General features: G+C 56.5%; 12 protein-coding genes. 7 read left to right on the top strand and 5 right to left on the bottom strand.

Annotation, left to right across the window (positions count from 1 at the left end; all coding sequences use genetic code 11):
- The first annotated feature begins 127 nt into the window (after window positions 1-127).
- From celB to PUP35_RS16145, 3 genes are read left to right on the top strand one after another with little or no spacing between them, the layout of a single operon-like run.
- On the top strand, window positions 128-1447 hold the full coding sequence (gene celB / locus PUP35_RS16135) for a PTS cellobiose transporter subunit IIC (protein WP_115875973.1): 1320 nt from the start codon (window positions 128-130) through the stop codon (window positions 1445-1447).
- Between the two features lie 3 nt (window positions 1448-1450).
- Window positions 1451-2407, top strand: a complete 957-nt coding sequence (locus PUP35_RS16140; protein WP_248174853.1) for a N(4)-(beta-N-acetylglucosaminyl)-L-asparaginase — start codon at window positions 1451-1453, stop codon at window positions 2405-2407.
- On the top strand, window positions 2407-3828 hold the full coding sequence (locus tag PUP35_RS16145; protein ID WP_274243283.1) for a leucyl aminopeptidase family protein: 1422 nt from the start codon (window positions 2407-2409) through the stop codon (window positions 3826-3828). Before PUP35_RS16140 ends, PUP35_RS16145 begins: the two co-directional genes overlap by 1 nt.
- A 20-nt stretch (window positions 3829-3848) precedes the next feature.
- Here PUP35_RS16145 and PUP35_RS16150 read toward each other — a convergent pair whose 3' ends face one another.
- The 4 genes from PUP35_RS16150 to PUP35_RS16165 all read right to left on the bottom strand — a co-directional run bounded on the left by PUP35_RS16150 (window position 3849) and on the right by PUP35_RS16165 (window position 8306).
- Window positions 3849-4550: a DnaA inactivator Hda gene (locus PUP35_RS16150; protein WP_211438414.1), complete on the bottom strand. Its 702-nt coding sequence runs from the start codon at window positions 4548-4550 to the stop codon at window positions 3849-3851.
- A 96-nt stretch (window positions 4551-4646) separates the two neighbouring features.
- Window positions 4647-5936: a uracil permease gene (gene uraA / locus PUP35_RS16155; protein WP_045399708.1), complete on the bottom strand. Its 1290-nt coding sequence runs from the start codon at window positions 5934-5936 to the stop codon at window positions 4647-4649.
- 86 nt (window positions 5937-6022) lie between these two features.
- Window positions 6023-6649, bottom strand: coding sequence for a uracil phosphoribosyltransferase (gene upp, locus PUP35_RS16160; protein WP_023308769.1), 627 nt, complete (start codon window positions 6647-6649; stop codon window positions 6023-6025).
- Window positions 6650-6875: 226 nt separating this feature from the next.
- The gene (locus PUP35_RS16165) at window positions 6876-8306 is read right to left on the bottom strand and encodes a 6-phospho-beta-glucosidase (protein ID WP_274240570.1); all 1431 of its coding nucleotides are present in this window, start codon (window positions 8304-8306) and stop codon (window positions 6876-6878) included.
- 266 nt (window positions 8307-8572) lie between these two features.
- On the opposite strand from PUP35_RS16165, the gene purM reads away from it, so the two are divergent.
- The 4 genes from purM to ppx all read left to right on the top strand — a co-directional run bounded on the left by purM (window position 8573) and on the right by ppx (window position 14058).
- The gene (gene purM / locus PUP35_RS16170; RefSeq protein WP_274240572.1) at window positions 8573-9610 is read left to right on the top strand and encodes a phosphoribosylformylglycinamidine cyclo-ligase; all 1038 of its coding nucleotides are present in this window, start codon (window positions 8573-8575) and stop codon (window positions 9608-9610) included.
- Complete coding sequence (purN, locus tag PUP35_RS16175; protein ID WP_032646794.1) at window positions 9607-10248, top strand: phosphoribosylglycinamide formyltransferase; 642 nt, start codon at window positions 9607-9609, stop codon at window positions 10246-10248. Before purM ends, purN begins: the two co-directional genes overlap by 4 nt.
- Before the next feature lie 207 nt (window positions 10249-10455).
- Window positions 10456-12516, top strand: a complete 2061-nt coding sequence (gene ppk1 / locus PUP35_RS16180) for a polyphosphate kinase 1 (protein WP_111965176.1) — start codon at window positions 10456-10458, stop codon at window positions 12514-12516.
- A 3-nt stretch (window positions 12517-12519) separates the two neighbouring features.
- Complete coding sequence (gene ppx, locus PUP35_RS16185; RefSeq protein WP_045399702.1) at window positions 12520-14058, top strand: exopolyphosphatase; 1539 nt, start codon at window positions 12520-12522, stop codon at window positions 14056-14058.
- Between the two features lie 4 nt (window positions 14059-14062).
- Here the strand turns inward: ppx and PUP35_RS16190 are convergent, their stop codons facing one another.
- On the bottom strand, window positions 14063-16303 hold the full coding sequence (locus tag PUP35_RS16190; RefSeq protein ID WP_274240579.1) for a sensor domain-containing phosphodiesterase: 2241 nt from the start codon (window positions 16301-16303) through the stop codon (window positions 14063-14065).
- Window positions 16304-16317: the final 14 nt, after the last annotated feature.

A 16317-nucleotide genomic window follows, 5' to 3' on the forward strand; every position in this document is an offset into this window, starting at 1 on the left:
ATCTTATGAGATTTATACTACAGCAGCGATTGCTTTGTGACCGATTTCACCTTTCGCTCGCCACGCTTCACTGATAATTCCCAGACATAACACAACCAACACCCCTCAATCTTGTACGGAGTTCACAATGAACAATGTTCTGGGATTTCTTGAAGCAAAACTGATGCCGCTGGCGGCCAAAACGGCCCAGCAGCGTCATCTCGGGGCCATTCGCGGCGCCTACGTATCCTTCATGCCGTTTATCATCGTCGGCTCCGTTCTGCTGGTGATCTCGTCATTCCCGAATCAAGCCTATCAGCAGTTTATGTCTCAGGCCTTTGGTGAGAGCTGGAGCGCCATTATTGAAATCCCGTTCAACGCGGTGTTCTCCACCATGTCGCTGTTCATCAGCTTCCTGGTGGCCTTCCGCCTGGCGGAACACTACGGTGAGGATCGCATCTCCTGCGGCATCCTGGCGCTGGTCGCCTTTCTCATCCTGACGCCCTTTATCAAAGTGGCGGAAAACGGCGGTATTACCGTCATTCCGGTGGAGTGGATTGGCAGCAAAGGGCTGTTCGTGGCGATGATTGGTTCTCTGCTGTGGACGGAACTGTTCTGCTGGCTCAAGCGCAAAAAACTGGTCATCAAAATGCCGGACGGCGTGCCGCCGGCGGTGCAGGAGTCGTTCGCGGCATTAATCCCGGCCCTGCTGGTGATGATTCTGGTGCTGGGTATCCGTATCGTGTTTGAAAACACCCACTACAACACTATCCACCAGTTTATTTACGAAGTAGTGGCCACGCCGGTGCGCCACTACGGTACCTCTTACTTTGGCGCGCTGATGACGGTCTTCAGCATCACCATTCTCTGGTCAGTGGGCATTAACTCCGGCTCGATGATTAACGGCATCATTCGCCCGCTGTGGATGGAGAACCAGACCGACAACATCGCGGCCATTCAGGCTGGCGCCACGCCGCCGCACATTATCACCGAACAGTTTTTTGACATGATCTGGATGGGCGGCGCGGGGGCCACGCTGTCGCTGGTCATTGCGATGCTGATTTTCGCCCGCAGCAAAAACATGCGGGAAGTGGCGCGCCTCGGCGCCGGGGCGTCAGTGTTTAACATCAACGAACCGATCCTGTTTGGCCTGCCGGTGATCATGAACCCAATCATGCTTATCCCGTTCAATCTGGTGCCGCTGGTGCTGGTTACCGTGCAGTATGCAGCGATGAAGATTGGCGCGGTTGCCGTCACCACCGGGGTGTTTATTCCCTGGACGCTGCCACCCGTTATCAGCGGTTTTATCGTTACCGGGCACCTGAGCGGCAGCGTGATGCAGCTTATCAACCTGCTAATTGGCGCCATGCTGTACCTACCTTTCATGCGTATCGTGGACAAACAGTACCGCGCGGCGGAAATGGTCACCGTTACGCAAACCGACACAACCCTTGCAAAACAGGAGTAAAGCATGTGGGGAATTATCGCGACCTGGAGAATGGCGCTTGAAGGCGTCACCGAGTCTGCATCTGCGCTGGCTGCGGGGAAACCGGTCTCGGCAGCGGTGGTGGATGCCGTCGCCGCCGTCGAAGATTTTCCGTTTTATAAATCCGTCGGCTACGGCGGGCTGCCCACCGAAAATGGCGAAGTGGAGCTGGACGCCGCCTACATGGACGGCGATACGCTGGCGTTTGGTGCCGTGGGCAACCTGGTGGATATCGCCAACCCGGTGCGGGTGGCGCATGCGTTAAGCCGCCAGCGCTACAACAGCCTGCTGGTGGGCCAGGGCGCGCGCGAATGGGCGCTGAGCCAGGGCTTTGCCGACAAAACCATGCTCACTGACCGCGCCTTGCAGCACTACCGCAAACGCTGCCGTGAAACGCTGGATAAGGGCTTAAGCCCTTACGACGGGCATGACACCGTCGGCATTATCGGCCTCGATAAGCAGGGCTCGATGAGCGTCGCCACCTCCACCAGCGGCCTGTTCATGAAAAAGCGCGGTCGACTCGGGGATTCGCCCATTATTGGTTCCGGATTTTACTGCGACAGTGAAACCGGCGCCGCCACCGCCACGGGCGTCGGTGAAGATCTGATGAAAGGCTGCACCAGCTACGAAATCGTCCGCCGCATGGCCCAGGGCATGACGCCTCAGCAGGCTGCCGATTCGGTAGTGTTCGAACTGGAAGACAAGCTGATGTCGCGCTTTGGCCGCGCGGGCGATCTCTCAGTGGTGTGCATGAACAACAAAGGCGAATTTGGTGCCGCAACCAACATCAAAACCTTCTCGTTTGTGGTGGCGACGGCTCGCCAGCCTCTCACCGTTTTTCGTACCGAACGCCTGCGGGAGAAAACGCATTATCACGCGGTAGATGATGAGTGGATGCAGGCCTATGCCGCGCGGATCCGCGCGCCGATTGAGGAGTCATGATGATTACGTATCAGTTTATCAACGCGCTTTCTGACGCGGCTCCGCAGAGCCATTTGATTGCGTCCGCCTCCTGTACGCATTTGCCCGAAACGGCGCTGGTCGCAGAAATGCGCGAGTCTGCCAGCATCGCTGACACCCGCTTTGGCTGCGCCCCGTTTGCCCGGATCACTCTGCTGCCAGATGCCCTCTGGCAGGATAGCCTGACCGAAGGATTGCTGACGGCGCTGCGCCCGCTGCTGGCCTCGCCCGTCAGCCCCGAGCTGATACTGGACGTTACCGATATCGACGATGTGGTGCTGGCGCAGGCGCTGCGTTTTCTCTTTAATCAGGCGCACAGGCTAAGCGATCTGAAGCTGAGGAAAACGGATGATTCGACGGTGCGCCTTACGCACATTACTGCCCTTTGCCTGCCGGAACAGCAGGCAAAACTGGAGGGAATCTTCCGCCAGCAGCAGGCCATCGCCCACGGCATGGTCGCTGCGCGACGGCTGGCGGATATCCCTCCCGACCGCTGCACGCCGCATTTTGTGGTGGAAGAGGCGCAAAAACTGTGTGCCGCCTTCCCTTTACTGCGCTGCGAGGTGTTGGATGAAAAGCAAATCGTTGAGCAGAGTCTGGGGCTGCTGCACGCCGTTGGCAAAGGGGCTACCTGTCCGCCACGTCTGCTGGCGATCCATTATGACGGCGTCAACGACGGACCGGTGCGCTGCTATGTGGGTAAAGGAATTACATTTGATACTGGTGGCCTGTGGCTGAAGGAAGGCGCGGGCATGTATACCATGAAATACGACATGTGCGGTGCGGCTAACGTGCTGGGCCTGATGCTGACCGCCGCAGAGCTGGCGCTGCCCGTACGCATTATGGGCGTGCTGGCACTGGCGGAAAACGCCATTGGCCCGGACGCCATGCAGCCCGGCACGGTAGCAACGGCCTGCAACGGGATCACCGTTGAAATCAACAATACCGACGCCGAAGGCCGACTGGTGCTGGCAGACGCCATCGCCTGGGCCAGCCAGCGGCATCCGCAGGCGCGCTATATCATTGATATGGCCACCTTAACCGGTGCGGTCGTGAAGGCGCTGGGGTATGAATTGAGCGGATTAATGACGCAGGATGAACCGCTGCGCGCGGCGCTGACGCTGGCGGGCAAGCAGAGCGGCGATGAAGTGTGGTCCCTGCCGCTGGATGCGCGGCTGAAAAAACAGACCGACAGCGCGATCGCCGATCTGTGCAACACGCCGACCAATAATGCAGCAATCAGTGCTTCGGCAGCGTGGCTGCTGCACCACTTTTGCCCGCCGACAATCCCGTGGGCGCATCTGGACATCAGCGGTACGGCGCTGTGGCGCGAAAACGGACGGAGCGTGGCATCGGGAAGACCGATTCCACTTCTGGTTGAGCATCTAATTGGGGATATTTAGCCGCCACCGGGCGAGAAAATTCAAAGCTTGAGAATATCTTTCACAAACGGAATGGTCAGCTTGCGCTGGGCGGTAATGGAGGCGCGATCGAGCTGATCGAGCGTGTCAAACAGCGTACGCATTTCGCGATCCAGCCGCTTGAGCAGAAAGCGGCCCACGTCTTCCGGCAGCTCAAATCCGCGCTGTTTTGCGCGCAGCTGTAACGCCTGAAGCTTATCTTCATCCGACAGCGGCTGGAGCTTGTAGATTTGCCCCCAGTCCAGACGAGACGCCAGATCCGGCAGCCCCAGATTCAGCTGTCGCGGTGGACGATCGCCGGTGATCAGCAGCCGGGTTTTGCCCGACTCCAGGATGCGGTTGTAGAGGTTGAAGATCGCCATTTCCCACGGCTCGTCCCCCGCCACGCACTCGATATTATCGATGCAGACCAGCGAGAGATGTTCCATTCCCTCCAGCACCTCAGGCACGAACCACGTACGTTTATCCAGCGGCACGTAGCCTACTGCATCACCGCGCGCTGAAAGCTCCGCGCAGGCGGCATGCAGCAGATGGCTGCGCCCCGCGCCTTCGCGTGACCAGATATAGATGTATCCGCTGTGATCCTGGCGCAGCACGTTTTGCAGTGCAGCCAGTAAAGAGGGGTTATCACCCGGCCAGAAACTCGCGAAAGTTTCGTCGTCAGGGAGATAAAGTGGCAGAGAGAGCTGTGCCGGTCCGTTCAGAAATACCTCAACCAGAGATCCTACGTAAAATCGGAAAGGAGTTTAACACGGAACCTGCAAGGAGAGAACCGGGCGATCCCTCGCCCGACTTTTCGATCAATGTGACGCTTTTTCGCTTTCGTCCGCGTCCAGTACCACCTCTTCAGGGCGGATCACTGAGATCAGCTTGAAGATCAGGCTCAGGCCAACGCCGACGATGGTCGCGAGCGCCATGCCCTTCAGCTCGGCCGCACCGATGTGCACCTTCGCGCCGCTCACGCCGATAATCAGGATTACTGAGGTCAGGATCAGGTTCTGCGCCTTGCTGTAATCCACTTTGGATTCAATCAGCACGCGAATACCGGAGGCACCAATTACCCCGTACAGCAGCAGAGACACGCCGCCCATCACCGGCACCGGGATGATCTGAATCGCTGCCGCCAGCTTGCCGACGCAGGAGAGCAGAATGGCGATGATCGCCGCGCCGCCGATAACCCAGGTACTGTAGACGCGGGTAATCGCCATCACGCCGATGTTCTCACCGTAGGTGGTGTTTGGCGTTGAGCCAAAGAAACCGGAGATAATGGTGGAGAAACCGTTCGCAAACATGGAACGATGTAGACCCGGGTCACGGATCAAATCGCGCTTAACGATGTTCGCCGTCACCACCAGGTGGCCGACGTGCTCCGCAATCACCACCAGCGCCGCAGGCAGAATGGTGAAAATCGCAAACCATTCGAAGCGAGGGGTGTAGAAGGTTGGCAGCGCGAACCAGTGCGCCTCGGCAATCGGAGTGGTGTCCACCACGCCCATCGCGAAGGAGAGCGCGTAGCCCGCCAGCACGCCGATCAGGATCGGGATGATCGCCATAAAGCCGCGGAACAGGACGGAGCCAAACACCGTTACGCCCAGCGTAACCAGCGAGATGATAATGGTTTTGGAATCCGGTGACTGGCCGTCAGCAGGCAGCAGACCGGCCATATTCGCCGCCACACCCGCCAGTTCAAGACCGATGACCGCAACGATGGCGCCCATCGCCGCAGGCGGGAACATCACGTCCAGCCAGCCGGTACCGGCTTTCTTCACAATGAAGGACACCACGCAGAACAGGACGCCACACATGATAAAGCCGCCCAGCGCGACTTCATAACCCAGCGGCAGCAGCAGCAAAACCGGCGAGATAAACGCGAAGCTTGACCCCAGATACGCCGGGATTTTGCCTTTACAGATAAAGAGGTACAACAACGTACCGATGCCGTTGAACAACAGCACGGTTGCCGGGTTAATGTGGAACAGGATTGGCACCAGCACGGTTGCGCCAAACATGGCGAACAGGTGCTGCAAACTAAGCGGGATAGTCTGTAAAAGCGGCGGTCTTTCACTCACCCCGATAGCACGGCGCGTCATAGTGTTTTCCTCTGAGTAGTATTGTTGTTGGTGTTTTATTCAAAAAAAAGCCGACTATCAAAGTCGGCTTATTTATCGTTATTCGATTATTTCGTACCAAAGATCTTATCGCCGGCATCGCCGAGCCCCGGAATGATGTATCCGTGCTCGTTCAGGCCCTGGTCGATAGAGGCGGTATACAGCTCAACGTCCGGGTGCGCTTTTTCCAGCGCCGCGATCCCTTCCGGAGCCGCAACCAGCACCAGCACCTTAATGCTGTTACAGCCTGCATTTTTCAGCAGGTCGATGGTGGCGATCATCGAACCACCGGTCGCCAGCATCGGGTCAACCACCAGCGCCATACGCTCGTCGATGTTAGACACCAGCTTCTGGAAGTAAGGAACCGGCTCAAGGGTTTCTTCGTTACGGTAGATCCCGACCACGCTGATGCGCGCGCTTGGCACGTGCTCCAGCACGCCTTCCATCATGCCGAGACCGGCACGCAGGATTGGCACCACGGTAATTTTCTTACCTTTGATCTGCTCAACCTGCACCGGGCCGTTCCAGCCTTCGATGGTGACTTTTTCTGTTTCCAGATCGGAGGTCGCTTCGTATGTCAGCAGGCTGCCGACTTCAGATGCCAGTTCGCGAAAACGCTTCGTGCTGATGTCATGCTCACGCATCAGGCCCAACTTGTGTTTAACGAGTGGGTGTTTCACTTCCACAATCTTCATTCTCTTTCTCCTCTGAGGCGGCGTCCGCAAAAAAATCGCGGGATTATACCGCTTTTTTCGGATTAGGCCATACCCATCTTGCTTGACGTATATCAAGCAAAGTGATTTAGAGACAAAAAAACCGGAGGCGAGACTCCGGCTTGGGTGCGGGTTCTGCCCGGTGGCGCTGCGCTTACGCGGACCTACGTGTAGTGTAGGTCGGGTAAGCGTTAGCGCCACCCGGCAATTACAGGCTATCGCCGTTGCTCGCAATTACCTGCTTATACCAGTCGAACGATTTCTTCTTGCTGCGGTTCAGCGTGCCGTTGCCTTCATTGTCTTTGTCGACAAAGATAAAGCCGTAGCGTTTTTTCATTTCGCCCGTACCGGCAGAAACGAGGTCGATACAGCCCCACGGGGTGTAGCCCATCAGATCCACGCCATCTTCCTCCACCGCTTTTTTCATCTCGCGGATGTGGGCGGACAGGTAGTCAATGCGGTACTGGTCGTTCACCGTGCCGTCGCTCTCCTGCACGTCGATCGCGCCAAAGCCGTTTTCAACGATAAACAGCGGCAGCTGATAGTGATCCCAGAACCAGTTGAGGGAGTAGCGCAGCCCCACCGGGTCAATCTGCCAGCCCCAGTCCGATTTCTGCACGTACGGGTTAGTGACCAGGCTCTTGCTCTCGTCGTAATCCAGCTGCGGGTTATCCGCCATCGCCTTGGTGGCAAAGGACATATAGTAGCTGAAGCCGATGTAATCGACGCAGCCCTGCTTCAGCGCGGCTTTATCTTCTTCGGTAATATCCAGCGTGAAGCCGCGACGCGCAAAGTAGTTGAGCAGATGCTGCGGGTACCTGCCGCGCACGTGCACGTCGGTGAACCAGTAGCGGCGGTGCATGGCATTCATCGCCATCATCATATCGTCCGGCGCGCAGGTGAGCGGGTAGATAGGACACATGGCAATCATGCAGCCAATCTGCAGCGACGGGTTAATCTCGCGCCCCGCCTTCACCGCCAGGGCGCTGGCCACCAGCTCATAGTGCGCCGCCTGGAACATCACCGGCTCACGGTCTTCACCCGGCGCGTACTTCAGCCCGGAGTTAGTGAACGGCGCAAAGTCTTCGTGGAAGTTGGCCTGGTTGTTGATCTCGTTGAAGGTCATCCAGTACTTCACTTTATGCTGATAGCGCTGGAATACCACTTTTGCAAAACGAACGAAGAAGTCGATCAGCTTACGGTTGCGCCAGCCGCCGTATTCCGTGACCAGATGGAAAGGCATCTCGAAGTGAGACAGGGTGATAACCGGTTCGATGCCGTACTTCAGGCATTCGTCGAACAGGTCGTCATAGAATTTCAGGCCAGCCTCGTTAGGCTCAAGCTCGTCGCCTTTCGGGAAGATCCGCGTCCAGGCAATAGAGGTGCGGAAGCATTTGAACCCCATCTCGGCAAAGAGTCTGATGTCTTCTTTATAGCGGTGGTAGAAATCAATGGCTTCATGGTTAGGGTAATTTTTCCCTTCCAGCACGCCGTTGGTGATTTCACGCGGCACGCCGTGCGCGCCCGCGGTCATGACGTCGGCCACGCTCACGCCTTTTCCGCCCTCTTTCCAGCCGCCTTCCAGCTGGTGCGCCGCAACGGCCCCACCCCACAGAAAATCTGCTTTAAATCCTGACATTCGCTTTCCCTCATTCTGCGTTATTATCTGCAAAAACAATTACAGAAACCGGTTTCAGTTTGATGATGTGCAAAGGGAATAACCGTTGCAAGCAGTTCTCAGAAACCGGTTTCATTTTCGTGAACAGAGTCAAGTTTGGCTGCATTCACGGGGTGCACAGAAAAAAAGATCTCCACGTCCAGAATAGGCTCGCAAACGTTTGCCTGGACTGTTAGAATTGCGCCGATTTTTCTTACTAGCTATGCAATCGCGTGGGGATTTAAGCCGTGACCAACAAAACTTCTCTCAGCTACAAAGATGCCGGTGTTGATATTGACGCAGGTAATGCGCTGGTTGACCGAATCAAAGGTGTGGTGAAAAAAACCCGCCGCCCGGAAGTGATGGGTGGTCTGGGTGGCTTCGGCGCACTGTGCGCGCTGCCGCAAAAATATCGTGAACCTGTTCTGGTCTCGGGTACTGACGGTGTAGGCACTAAACTGCGCATGGCGATGGATTTAAAACGTCACGACACGATCGGTATCGATCTGGTCGCGATGTGCGTGAATGACCTGGTGGTACAGGGCGCAGAGCCGCTGTTCTTCCTCGATTACTACGCGACCGGCAAACTGGACGTAGATACCGCGGCAAGCGTGATTAACGGTATCGCCGAAGGCTGTCTGCAGTCTGGCTGCGCGCTGGTCGGTGGTGAAACCGCAGAAATGCCGGGCATGTATCACGGCGAAGATTATGACGTCGCGGGCTTCTGCGTCGGCGTAGTAGAAAAATCAGAAATTATCGACGGCAGCAAAGTGGCCGATGGCGATGTGCTGATCGCGCTGGCCTCCAGCGGCCCGCACTCTAACGGCTACTCCCTGGTGCGTAAAATCCTCGAAGTGAGCGGCTGTGATCCGCTGACCACCGAGCTTGACGGTAAACCACTGGCTGACCATCTGCTTGCGCCAACACGTATCTACGTGAAGAACGTGCTCGAGCTTATCGAGAACGTCGACGTTCACGCCATTGCCCACCTGACCGGCGGCGGCTTCTGGGAAAATATTCCGCGCGTTCTGCCGGACAACACCCAGGCGGTGATCGACGAATCCTCATGGCAGTGGCCAGCCGTGTTTAACTGGCTTCAGACCGCGGGCAACGTGAGCTCTCACGAAATGTACCGCACCTTTAACTGTGGCGTGGGCATGGTTATCGCCCTGCCGGCAAGCGAAGCGGATAAAGCAGTGAAGCTGCTGACGGAGAAAGGTGAAAACGCGTGGAAAATCGGTACGATTAAAGCCTCCGATTCCGAACAGCGTGTGGTCATTGAATGAAAAACATCGTGGTGCTCATTTCCGGCAACGGAAGCAATTTGCAGGCCATCATAGACGCCTGCAAGCAGAAGAAAATCAACGGCACCATTCGGGCAGTATTCAGCAACAAGGCCGACGCGTTCGGCCTTGAGCGCGCGCGGGAAGCGAACATTCCCGCGCACGCGCTGGAAGCCAGCCAGTTTGCCGGGCGTGAAGCCTTTGACCGCGAGCTGGTGCATGAGATTGATGCCTACGCGCCGGACGTAGTCGTGCTGGCGGGCTATATGCGCATTCTGAGCCCGGCTTTTGTAGAACACTTCGCCGGACGTCTGCTGAATATTCACCCTTCTCTTCTGCCGAAATATCCCGGCCTGCATACCCATCGTCAGGTTCTGGAAAATGGCGATGAGGAGCATGGCACCTCCGTGCATTTCGTTACCGACGAGCTGGATGGCGGTCCGGTTATCCTGCAGGCGAAAGTCCCGGTCTTTGACGGCGATAGCGAAGAAGACGTGACCGAACGCGTGCAGACCCAGGAACACGCCATTTACCCGCTGGTGGTAAGCTGGTTTGTCGACGGACGTCTCGAGATGCGCGACGGCGCTGCCTGGCTGGACGGCGTTAAGTTACCTCCGCAGGGCCATGCGGCGGAAGAGTAGTTTATTATGTCGGGTGGCGCTTCTGCGCTTACCCGACCTGCCTGATGCATTACCCGAATGTCCCCTCCCCAACCCTCTAAATTCCCCAACAAAAAAAATAACTGTCATACTTTTCTGGCACTGTTGGACATATCGTGGAAATGCTCGCCATAATAAGGACGAGACGGATTTACCACGTCCTGTGATTGAACTGGAGTGTGAGCTGTAATGGGTCAGGAAAAGTTATATATCGAGAAAGAGCTAAGCTGGTTAGCATTCAACGAACGTGTACTCCAGGAAGCGGCAGACAAAAGTAACCCGCTGATCGAGCGCATGCGTTTTTTGGGTATTTATTCGAACAACCTGGATGAGTTCTACAAGGTTCGCTTTGCCGAGCTGAAAAGACGCATCATCATCAGCGAAGAACAGGGCTTAAACTCGCACTCGCGGCATCTGCTGGGCAAAATCCAGTCCCGCGTGCTGAAAGCCGATCAGGAATTTGACGGCCTGTATAACGAACTGCTGCTGGAGATGGCGCGCAATCAAATCTTCCTGATTAACGAACGCCAGCTTTCCGTTAACCAACAAAACTGGCTGCGCCACTACTTCAAACACTATCTGCGCCAGCACATTACCCCCATTCTGATCAACCGCGAAACCGATCTGGTGCAGTTTTTGAAAGATGACTATACCTACCTGGCGGTGGAAATTATTCGCGGTGAATCTATCCGTTACGCGCTGCTGGAGATCCCATCCGACAAGGTGCCGCGCTTTGTGAACCTGCCGCCGGAAACCCCGCGCAGACGCAAACCAATGATCCTGCTGGATAACATCCTGCGCTACTGTCTGGACGACATCTTCAAAGGCTTCTTCGATTACGATGCGTTAAACGCCTACTCGATGAAAATGACTCGTGACGCCGAATATGACCTGGTGCACGAGATGGAAGCCAGCCTGATGGAGCTGATGTCATCCAGCCTGAAACAGCGCCTGACGGCTGAACCGGTGCGCTTCGTCTATCAGCGCGATATGCCGGACGCCATGGTGGAGATGCTGCGTGAGAAACTGACCATTTCGCGCTATGACTCCATCGTTCCGGGTGGTCGTTACCACAACTTTAAAGATTTTATTGGCTTCCCGAACGTCGGCAAAGCCAACCTGGTGAACAAGCCGCTGCCGCGCCTGCGCCATCTCTGGTTCGATAAATTCCGCAACGGATTCGACGCCATCCGCGAACGCGATGTCCTGCTCTACTATCCGTATCATACGTTTGAGCACGTGCTGGAACTGCTGCGTCAGGCCTCGTTCGACCCGAGCGTGCTGGCGATCAAAATCAACATCTACCGCGTGGCAAAAGATTCCCGCATCATCGATGCGATGATCCACGCGGCGCACAACGCCAAAAAAGTCACCGTGGTGGTTGAGCTGCAGGCGCGCTTCGACGAAGAGGCGAACATTCACTGGGCGCGACGTCTGACGGAAGCCGGTGTGCACGTCATTTTCTCCGCGCCGGGGCTGAAAATTCACGCCAAGCTGTTCCTCATCTCTCGTAAAGAGGGCGATGAGGTGGTGCGTTATGCCCACATCGGTACCGGGAACTTTAACGAGAAAACCGCGCGAATTTATACCGATTACTCGCTCTTAACTGCCGATGCCCGCATCACTAACGAAGTGCGCCGGGTCTTTAACTTTATCGAAAACCCGTACCGTCCGGTGAGCTTTGACTATCTGCTGGTCTCGCCGCAGAACTCGCGCCGTCTGCTGTACGATATGATCGATAAAGAGATCGCCAATGCCCAGAAAGGGCTGTCGTCCGGCATCACGCTGAAGCTTAACAACCTGGTCGATAAAGGGCTGGTGGACAGGCTGTATGCGGCGTCCAGCTCCGGCGTACCGGTTAATCTTCTGATCCGCGGCATGTGCTCGCTGATCCCGGAACTGGAAGGCATCAGCGACAATATTCGCGTGATCAGCATTGTTGACCGCTACCTGGAGCACGATCGGGTCTATATTTTCGATAATGCGGGTGATAAGCAGGTCTATCTTTCTTCGGCAGACTGGATGACGCGCAATATTGACTACCGAATTGAAGTCGCGGCACCGCTGCTGGATCCGCGCCTGAAGCAGCAGATTCTCGACATCATCGAGATTCTGTTCAGCGATACCGTGAAAGCACGCTATATCGACAAAGAACTCAGTAACCGCTATGTACCGCGCGGCAACCGCCGTAAAGTGCGGTCGCAACTGGCGATTTACGACTATATCAAATCACTCGAGCAACCCGATTAACCTATGCCGATAAATGATAAGACCCCACGCCCGCAGGAATTCGCCGCGGTCGATCTTGGCTCTAACAGTTTCCACATGGTCATCGCCCGTGAGGTGGATGGCGCGTTGCAGATCATCGGTCGTCTGAAGCAGCGCGTACACCTGGCGGATGGTCTTGATGAACGCAGCATGCTCAGCGAAGAGGCGATGGAGCGCGGGTTAAACTGCCTGTCGCTGTTTGCTGAGCGCCTGCAGGGCTTCTCGCCCTCCAGCGTGTGCATCGTGGGCACCCACACCCTGCGCCAGGCCCTGAACGCACCTGAGTTTCTCAAGCGGGCCGAAAAGGTGATCCCCTACCCGATTGAGATCATCTCCGGCAACGAGGAAGCGCGTCTGATCTTCATGGGCGTCGAGCACACCCAGCCGGAAAAAGGGCGCAAGCTGGTTATCGACATCGGCGGCGGTTCTACGGAGCTGGTGATCGGCGAAGACTTTGAGCCTCGCCTGGTGGAAAGCCGCCGTATGGGCTGCGTCAGCTTCGCACAGATGTATTTCCCGGGCGGTAGCATCACCCGCGAGAACTTCCAGCGTGCGCGGATGGCGGCCGTCCAGAAGCTGGAAAACCTGGCCTGGCAGTACCGTATCCAGGGCTGGAACGTGGCGCTGGGCGCGTCGGGTACCATCAAAGCGGCGCATGAAGTGCTGCTGGCGATGGGTGAAAAAGACGGGTTTATCACGCCCGAACGCCTGACATTGCTGACCGAAGAGGTGCTGAAGCATAAAAGTTTTGATGCCTTAAGCCTGCCGGGTCTTTCCGACGAGCGTAAGGTGGTCTTCGTTCCGGGGCTGGCCATCCTCTGCGGCGTGTTTGATGCCCTCGCCATTAAAGAGCTGCGCCTTTCCGACGGCGCGCTGCGCGAAGGTGTGCTGTATGAGATGGAAGGCCGCTTCCGCCATCAGGATATTCGCAGCCGCACCGCGCAAAGCCTGGCTAACCAGTACAACATCGACCGCGAGCAGGCGAAGCGCGTGCTGGACACCACGGTGCAGATGTACGAGCAGTGGGAAGAGCAGAATCCGAAGCTCGCGCACCCGCAGCTTGCCGCGCTGTTAAAATGGGCCGCAATGCTCCACGAGGTGGGGCTCAACATCAACCACAGCGGGATGCATCGCCATTCGGCCTACATTCTGCAAAATAGCGATCTGCCTGGCTTCAACCAGGAGCAGCAAACCATGATGGCGACCCTGGTGCGTTATCACCGCAAAGCCATCAAGCTCGACGACCTGCCGCGCTTCACGCTGTTCAAGAAAAAACAGTTCCTGCCGCTTATACAGCTGCTGCGTCTGGGCGTACTGCTCAATAACCAGCGCCAGGCCACCACCACGCCGCCCACGCTGAAGCTTAAAACCGACGACCATCACTGGACGCTGAGCTTCCCGCACGACTGGTTCAGCCAGAACGCTCTGGTCCTGCTGGACCTGGAAAAAGAGCAGCAGTACTGGGAAGCGGTCACCGGCTGGCTGCTTAAAATTGAAGAAGAGAGCGCCGACGTCGCCGCGTAACGGTTCAGGCGTCCGCGCAGGACGCCTCAGCTTCCAGCAGCGACTCAAGCGGCGCCGGTCTGCCAATCAGATAGCCCTGCACATAATCGATGCCTAGCGCGTGAACCGCGCTACGTATCTCTTCGGTCTCGACGTACTCCGCCACCACCAGCATCTTCTTCATGCGCGCCAGATGGCAGATAGACGCCACAATCTGATAATCCAGGCTGTTGTTGACGATATTGCGGATAAAACTGCCGTCGATCTTGAGAATATCCGCATCCACGCTTTTCAGCCGCGCATAGCTCGCATAGCCGGTGCCAAAATCATCAATCGCAATACGTACCCCCATTTTCTGCAGCTGCCGGAGGATGTGTAGCGCCTGCTCCGCATTGCAAAAGGTGCTGCACTCCGTCACTTCAAAAATCAGCTGCCACGGCTCAATGGCGTATTTCGCCAGCAGGCGACTTACCTCAAGCGGAAACTGCACCCGACATACGGTTGAGGGGGCCAGATTAATGGCGAAACGCTGGCCGGGCAGCCTTTCGCGATGCGCGGCCAGGAAGCGCAGAGTATACTCCAGCACCCACAAATCCACCCGCGAGGAGAGGCCAAACTCCTGCGCGACGGGCAGGAACCGATCGGGAGAGATCAATAGCCCGTTGGCATCCGGCATCCGGAGCAGGACTTCGTGATAGCAATCGCCACGCAGGCCGCGAACGGGTTGAACCAGCAGGGTGAATTCGTCGTTATCAAGCGCCTTTTGCAGGCGGCTCATCATCGCAACTTTATCCTTCAGGTTACGCTGCAAATGGACGGCCCCACGCTGCTGAAGATTTTCCGGATGGTTAGAGGCGAGCGACAGATCGGCAACCACGCCCAGTTCACCCAGCACCAGATACAGATGGTTAACCGGGGACCGGACATAGCAATAGCTCACTCCCACCTGCGGCTGAAGCGGCATGCCGTCCCAGACAAAGCGGAACTGCTTGATATGCTCGTCCAGGGTTTCAATTCGCTGCTGGTGCGATTCCGCGTTGAGCCGCACCGCCATGTCATACCCGGTGAGGTGATACACCTGCTCGTTGGGCTGGAGGGTACCGTTTACCCACTGCGCCAGCTGCTGTTTGTACAAAATACGCAGCAGCACGCCGTAATTTCGACCCAGAATTTCCAGCTCCGGAATACGCAGCAGGCAGAGCGCCGACCACGGGTTTTTCGCCAGATCGCGCGACAGCGCCCGCAGGTTAGGCATATGGACGACCGGATCGAGCAGCGCCAGCCTGCGCGAGCGTTTGTTCACCGCGCGCTGCCGGGTTGCCAGCATCGACATAAAAACCACCACGAACGAGAAGACCAGGTAACTGGAAGAGGTGATCGCCAGCTGAATGTCATACCCCGGGTTCACCGGGATATAGCGGTAAAAATAGTGAATAGATACCAGCAGTATCGGCGTCCAGATAAGCGAAATCAGTATATAGCCAAAACGCATCGCGCCCCAGAGCATCACCGGCATGAGCAGCGACAGGGTGTAGTTCGTGGTGAAAATGGAGCTGTTTTCATTCATCGGGAGCAGCAGCAGCGTAAGCAGCCCGCCTAGCGCAATCGCCCACATCAGAAACTCAATGACCGTCACCTTTTTATCTATCTGGGAACGGATCTGCGAGAAAAGGCTTTTGAGATAGCGCGGATGGCGAATCAGGCGGATCAGCAGATAGCTCAGCGGCACGCCCGTCAGCCCGCTGACCAGCAGCGTCTGATAGTTAATGAGCGTGCGAATATTAAGAGGGTTTAATCCCGCAAGGCTCTGCCGGCTCTCATACACGCCTAAATACACCGCAAACTGAAACAGCACCAGAAATAGCGTCGCGGGGCAGAAGACCTGCCAGAAGATGCGCTGCGCCATCAGCCGGATGTCGCCGTATGCGGTCATATTCCGTCTGGGTGCAAACACCCGGTAGCCGCCCCAGCTCAGCACTAAAGGGACGACAAAATGGAGCATACCAGCGACCGTTTCGAACATGCCGACCGAGGGGTAATAGCGGATAAACAGCGACAATACGATCCCGGGCAGCGCTTCCAGCCCAAAGAACATCATCAGCGAAAGCAAAAATGAGAGGGGTAAATAATAGAGTGCCGCAATACCGTCTCCCAGCTGCGTGAAGGTATTCGCGATGCTCAGCACGGGAAGTAAAACCACAGGCAAAATAAGCGGCAATGCCCACCAGCGGTTTTCATTTTTTTTCAGGAAAGCGAGAATGTTCATAGATGCCCGGTTAA

It is taken from the genome of Enterobacter sp. S-33 (assembly GCF_028735835.1).
GTDB classification, from domain to species: Bacteria; Pseudomonadota; Gammaproteobacteria; order Enterobacterales; family Enterobacteriaceae; genus Enterobacter; species Enterobacter vonholyi.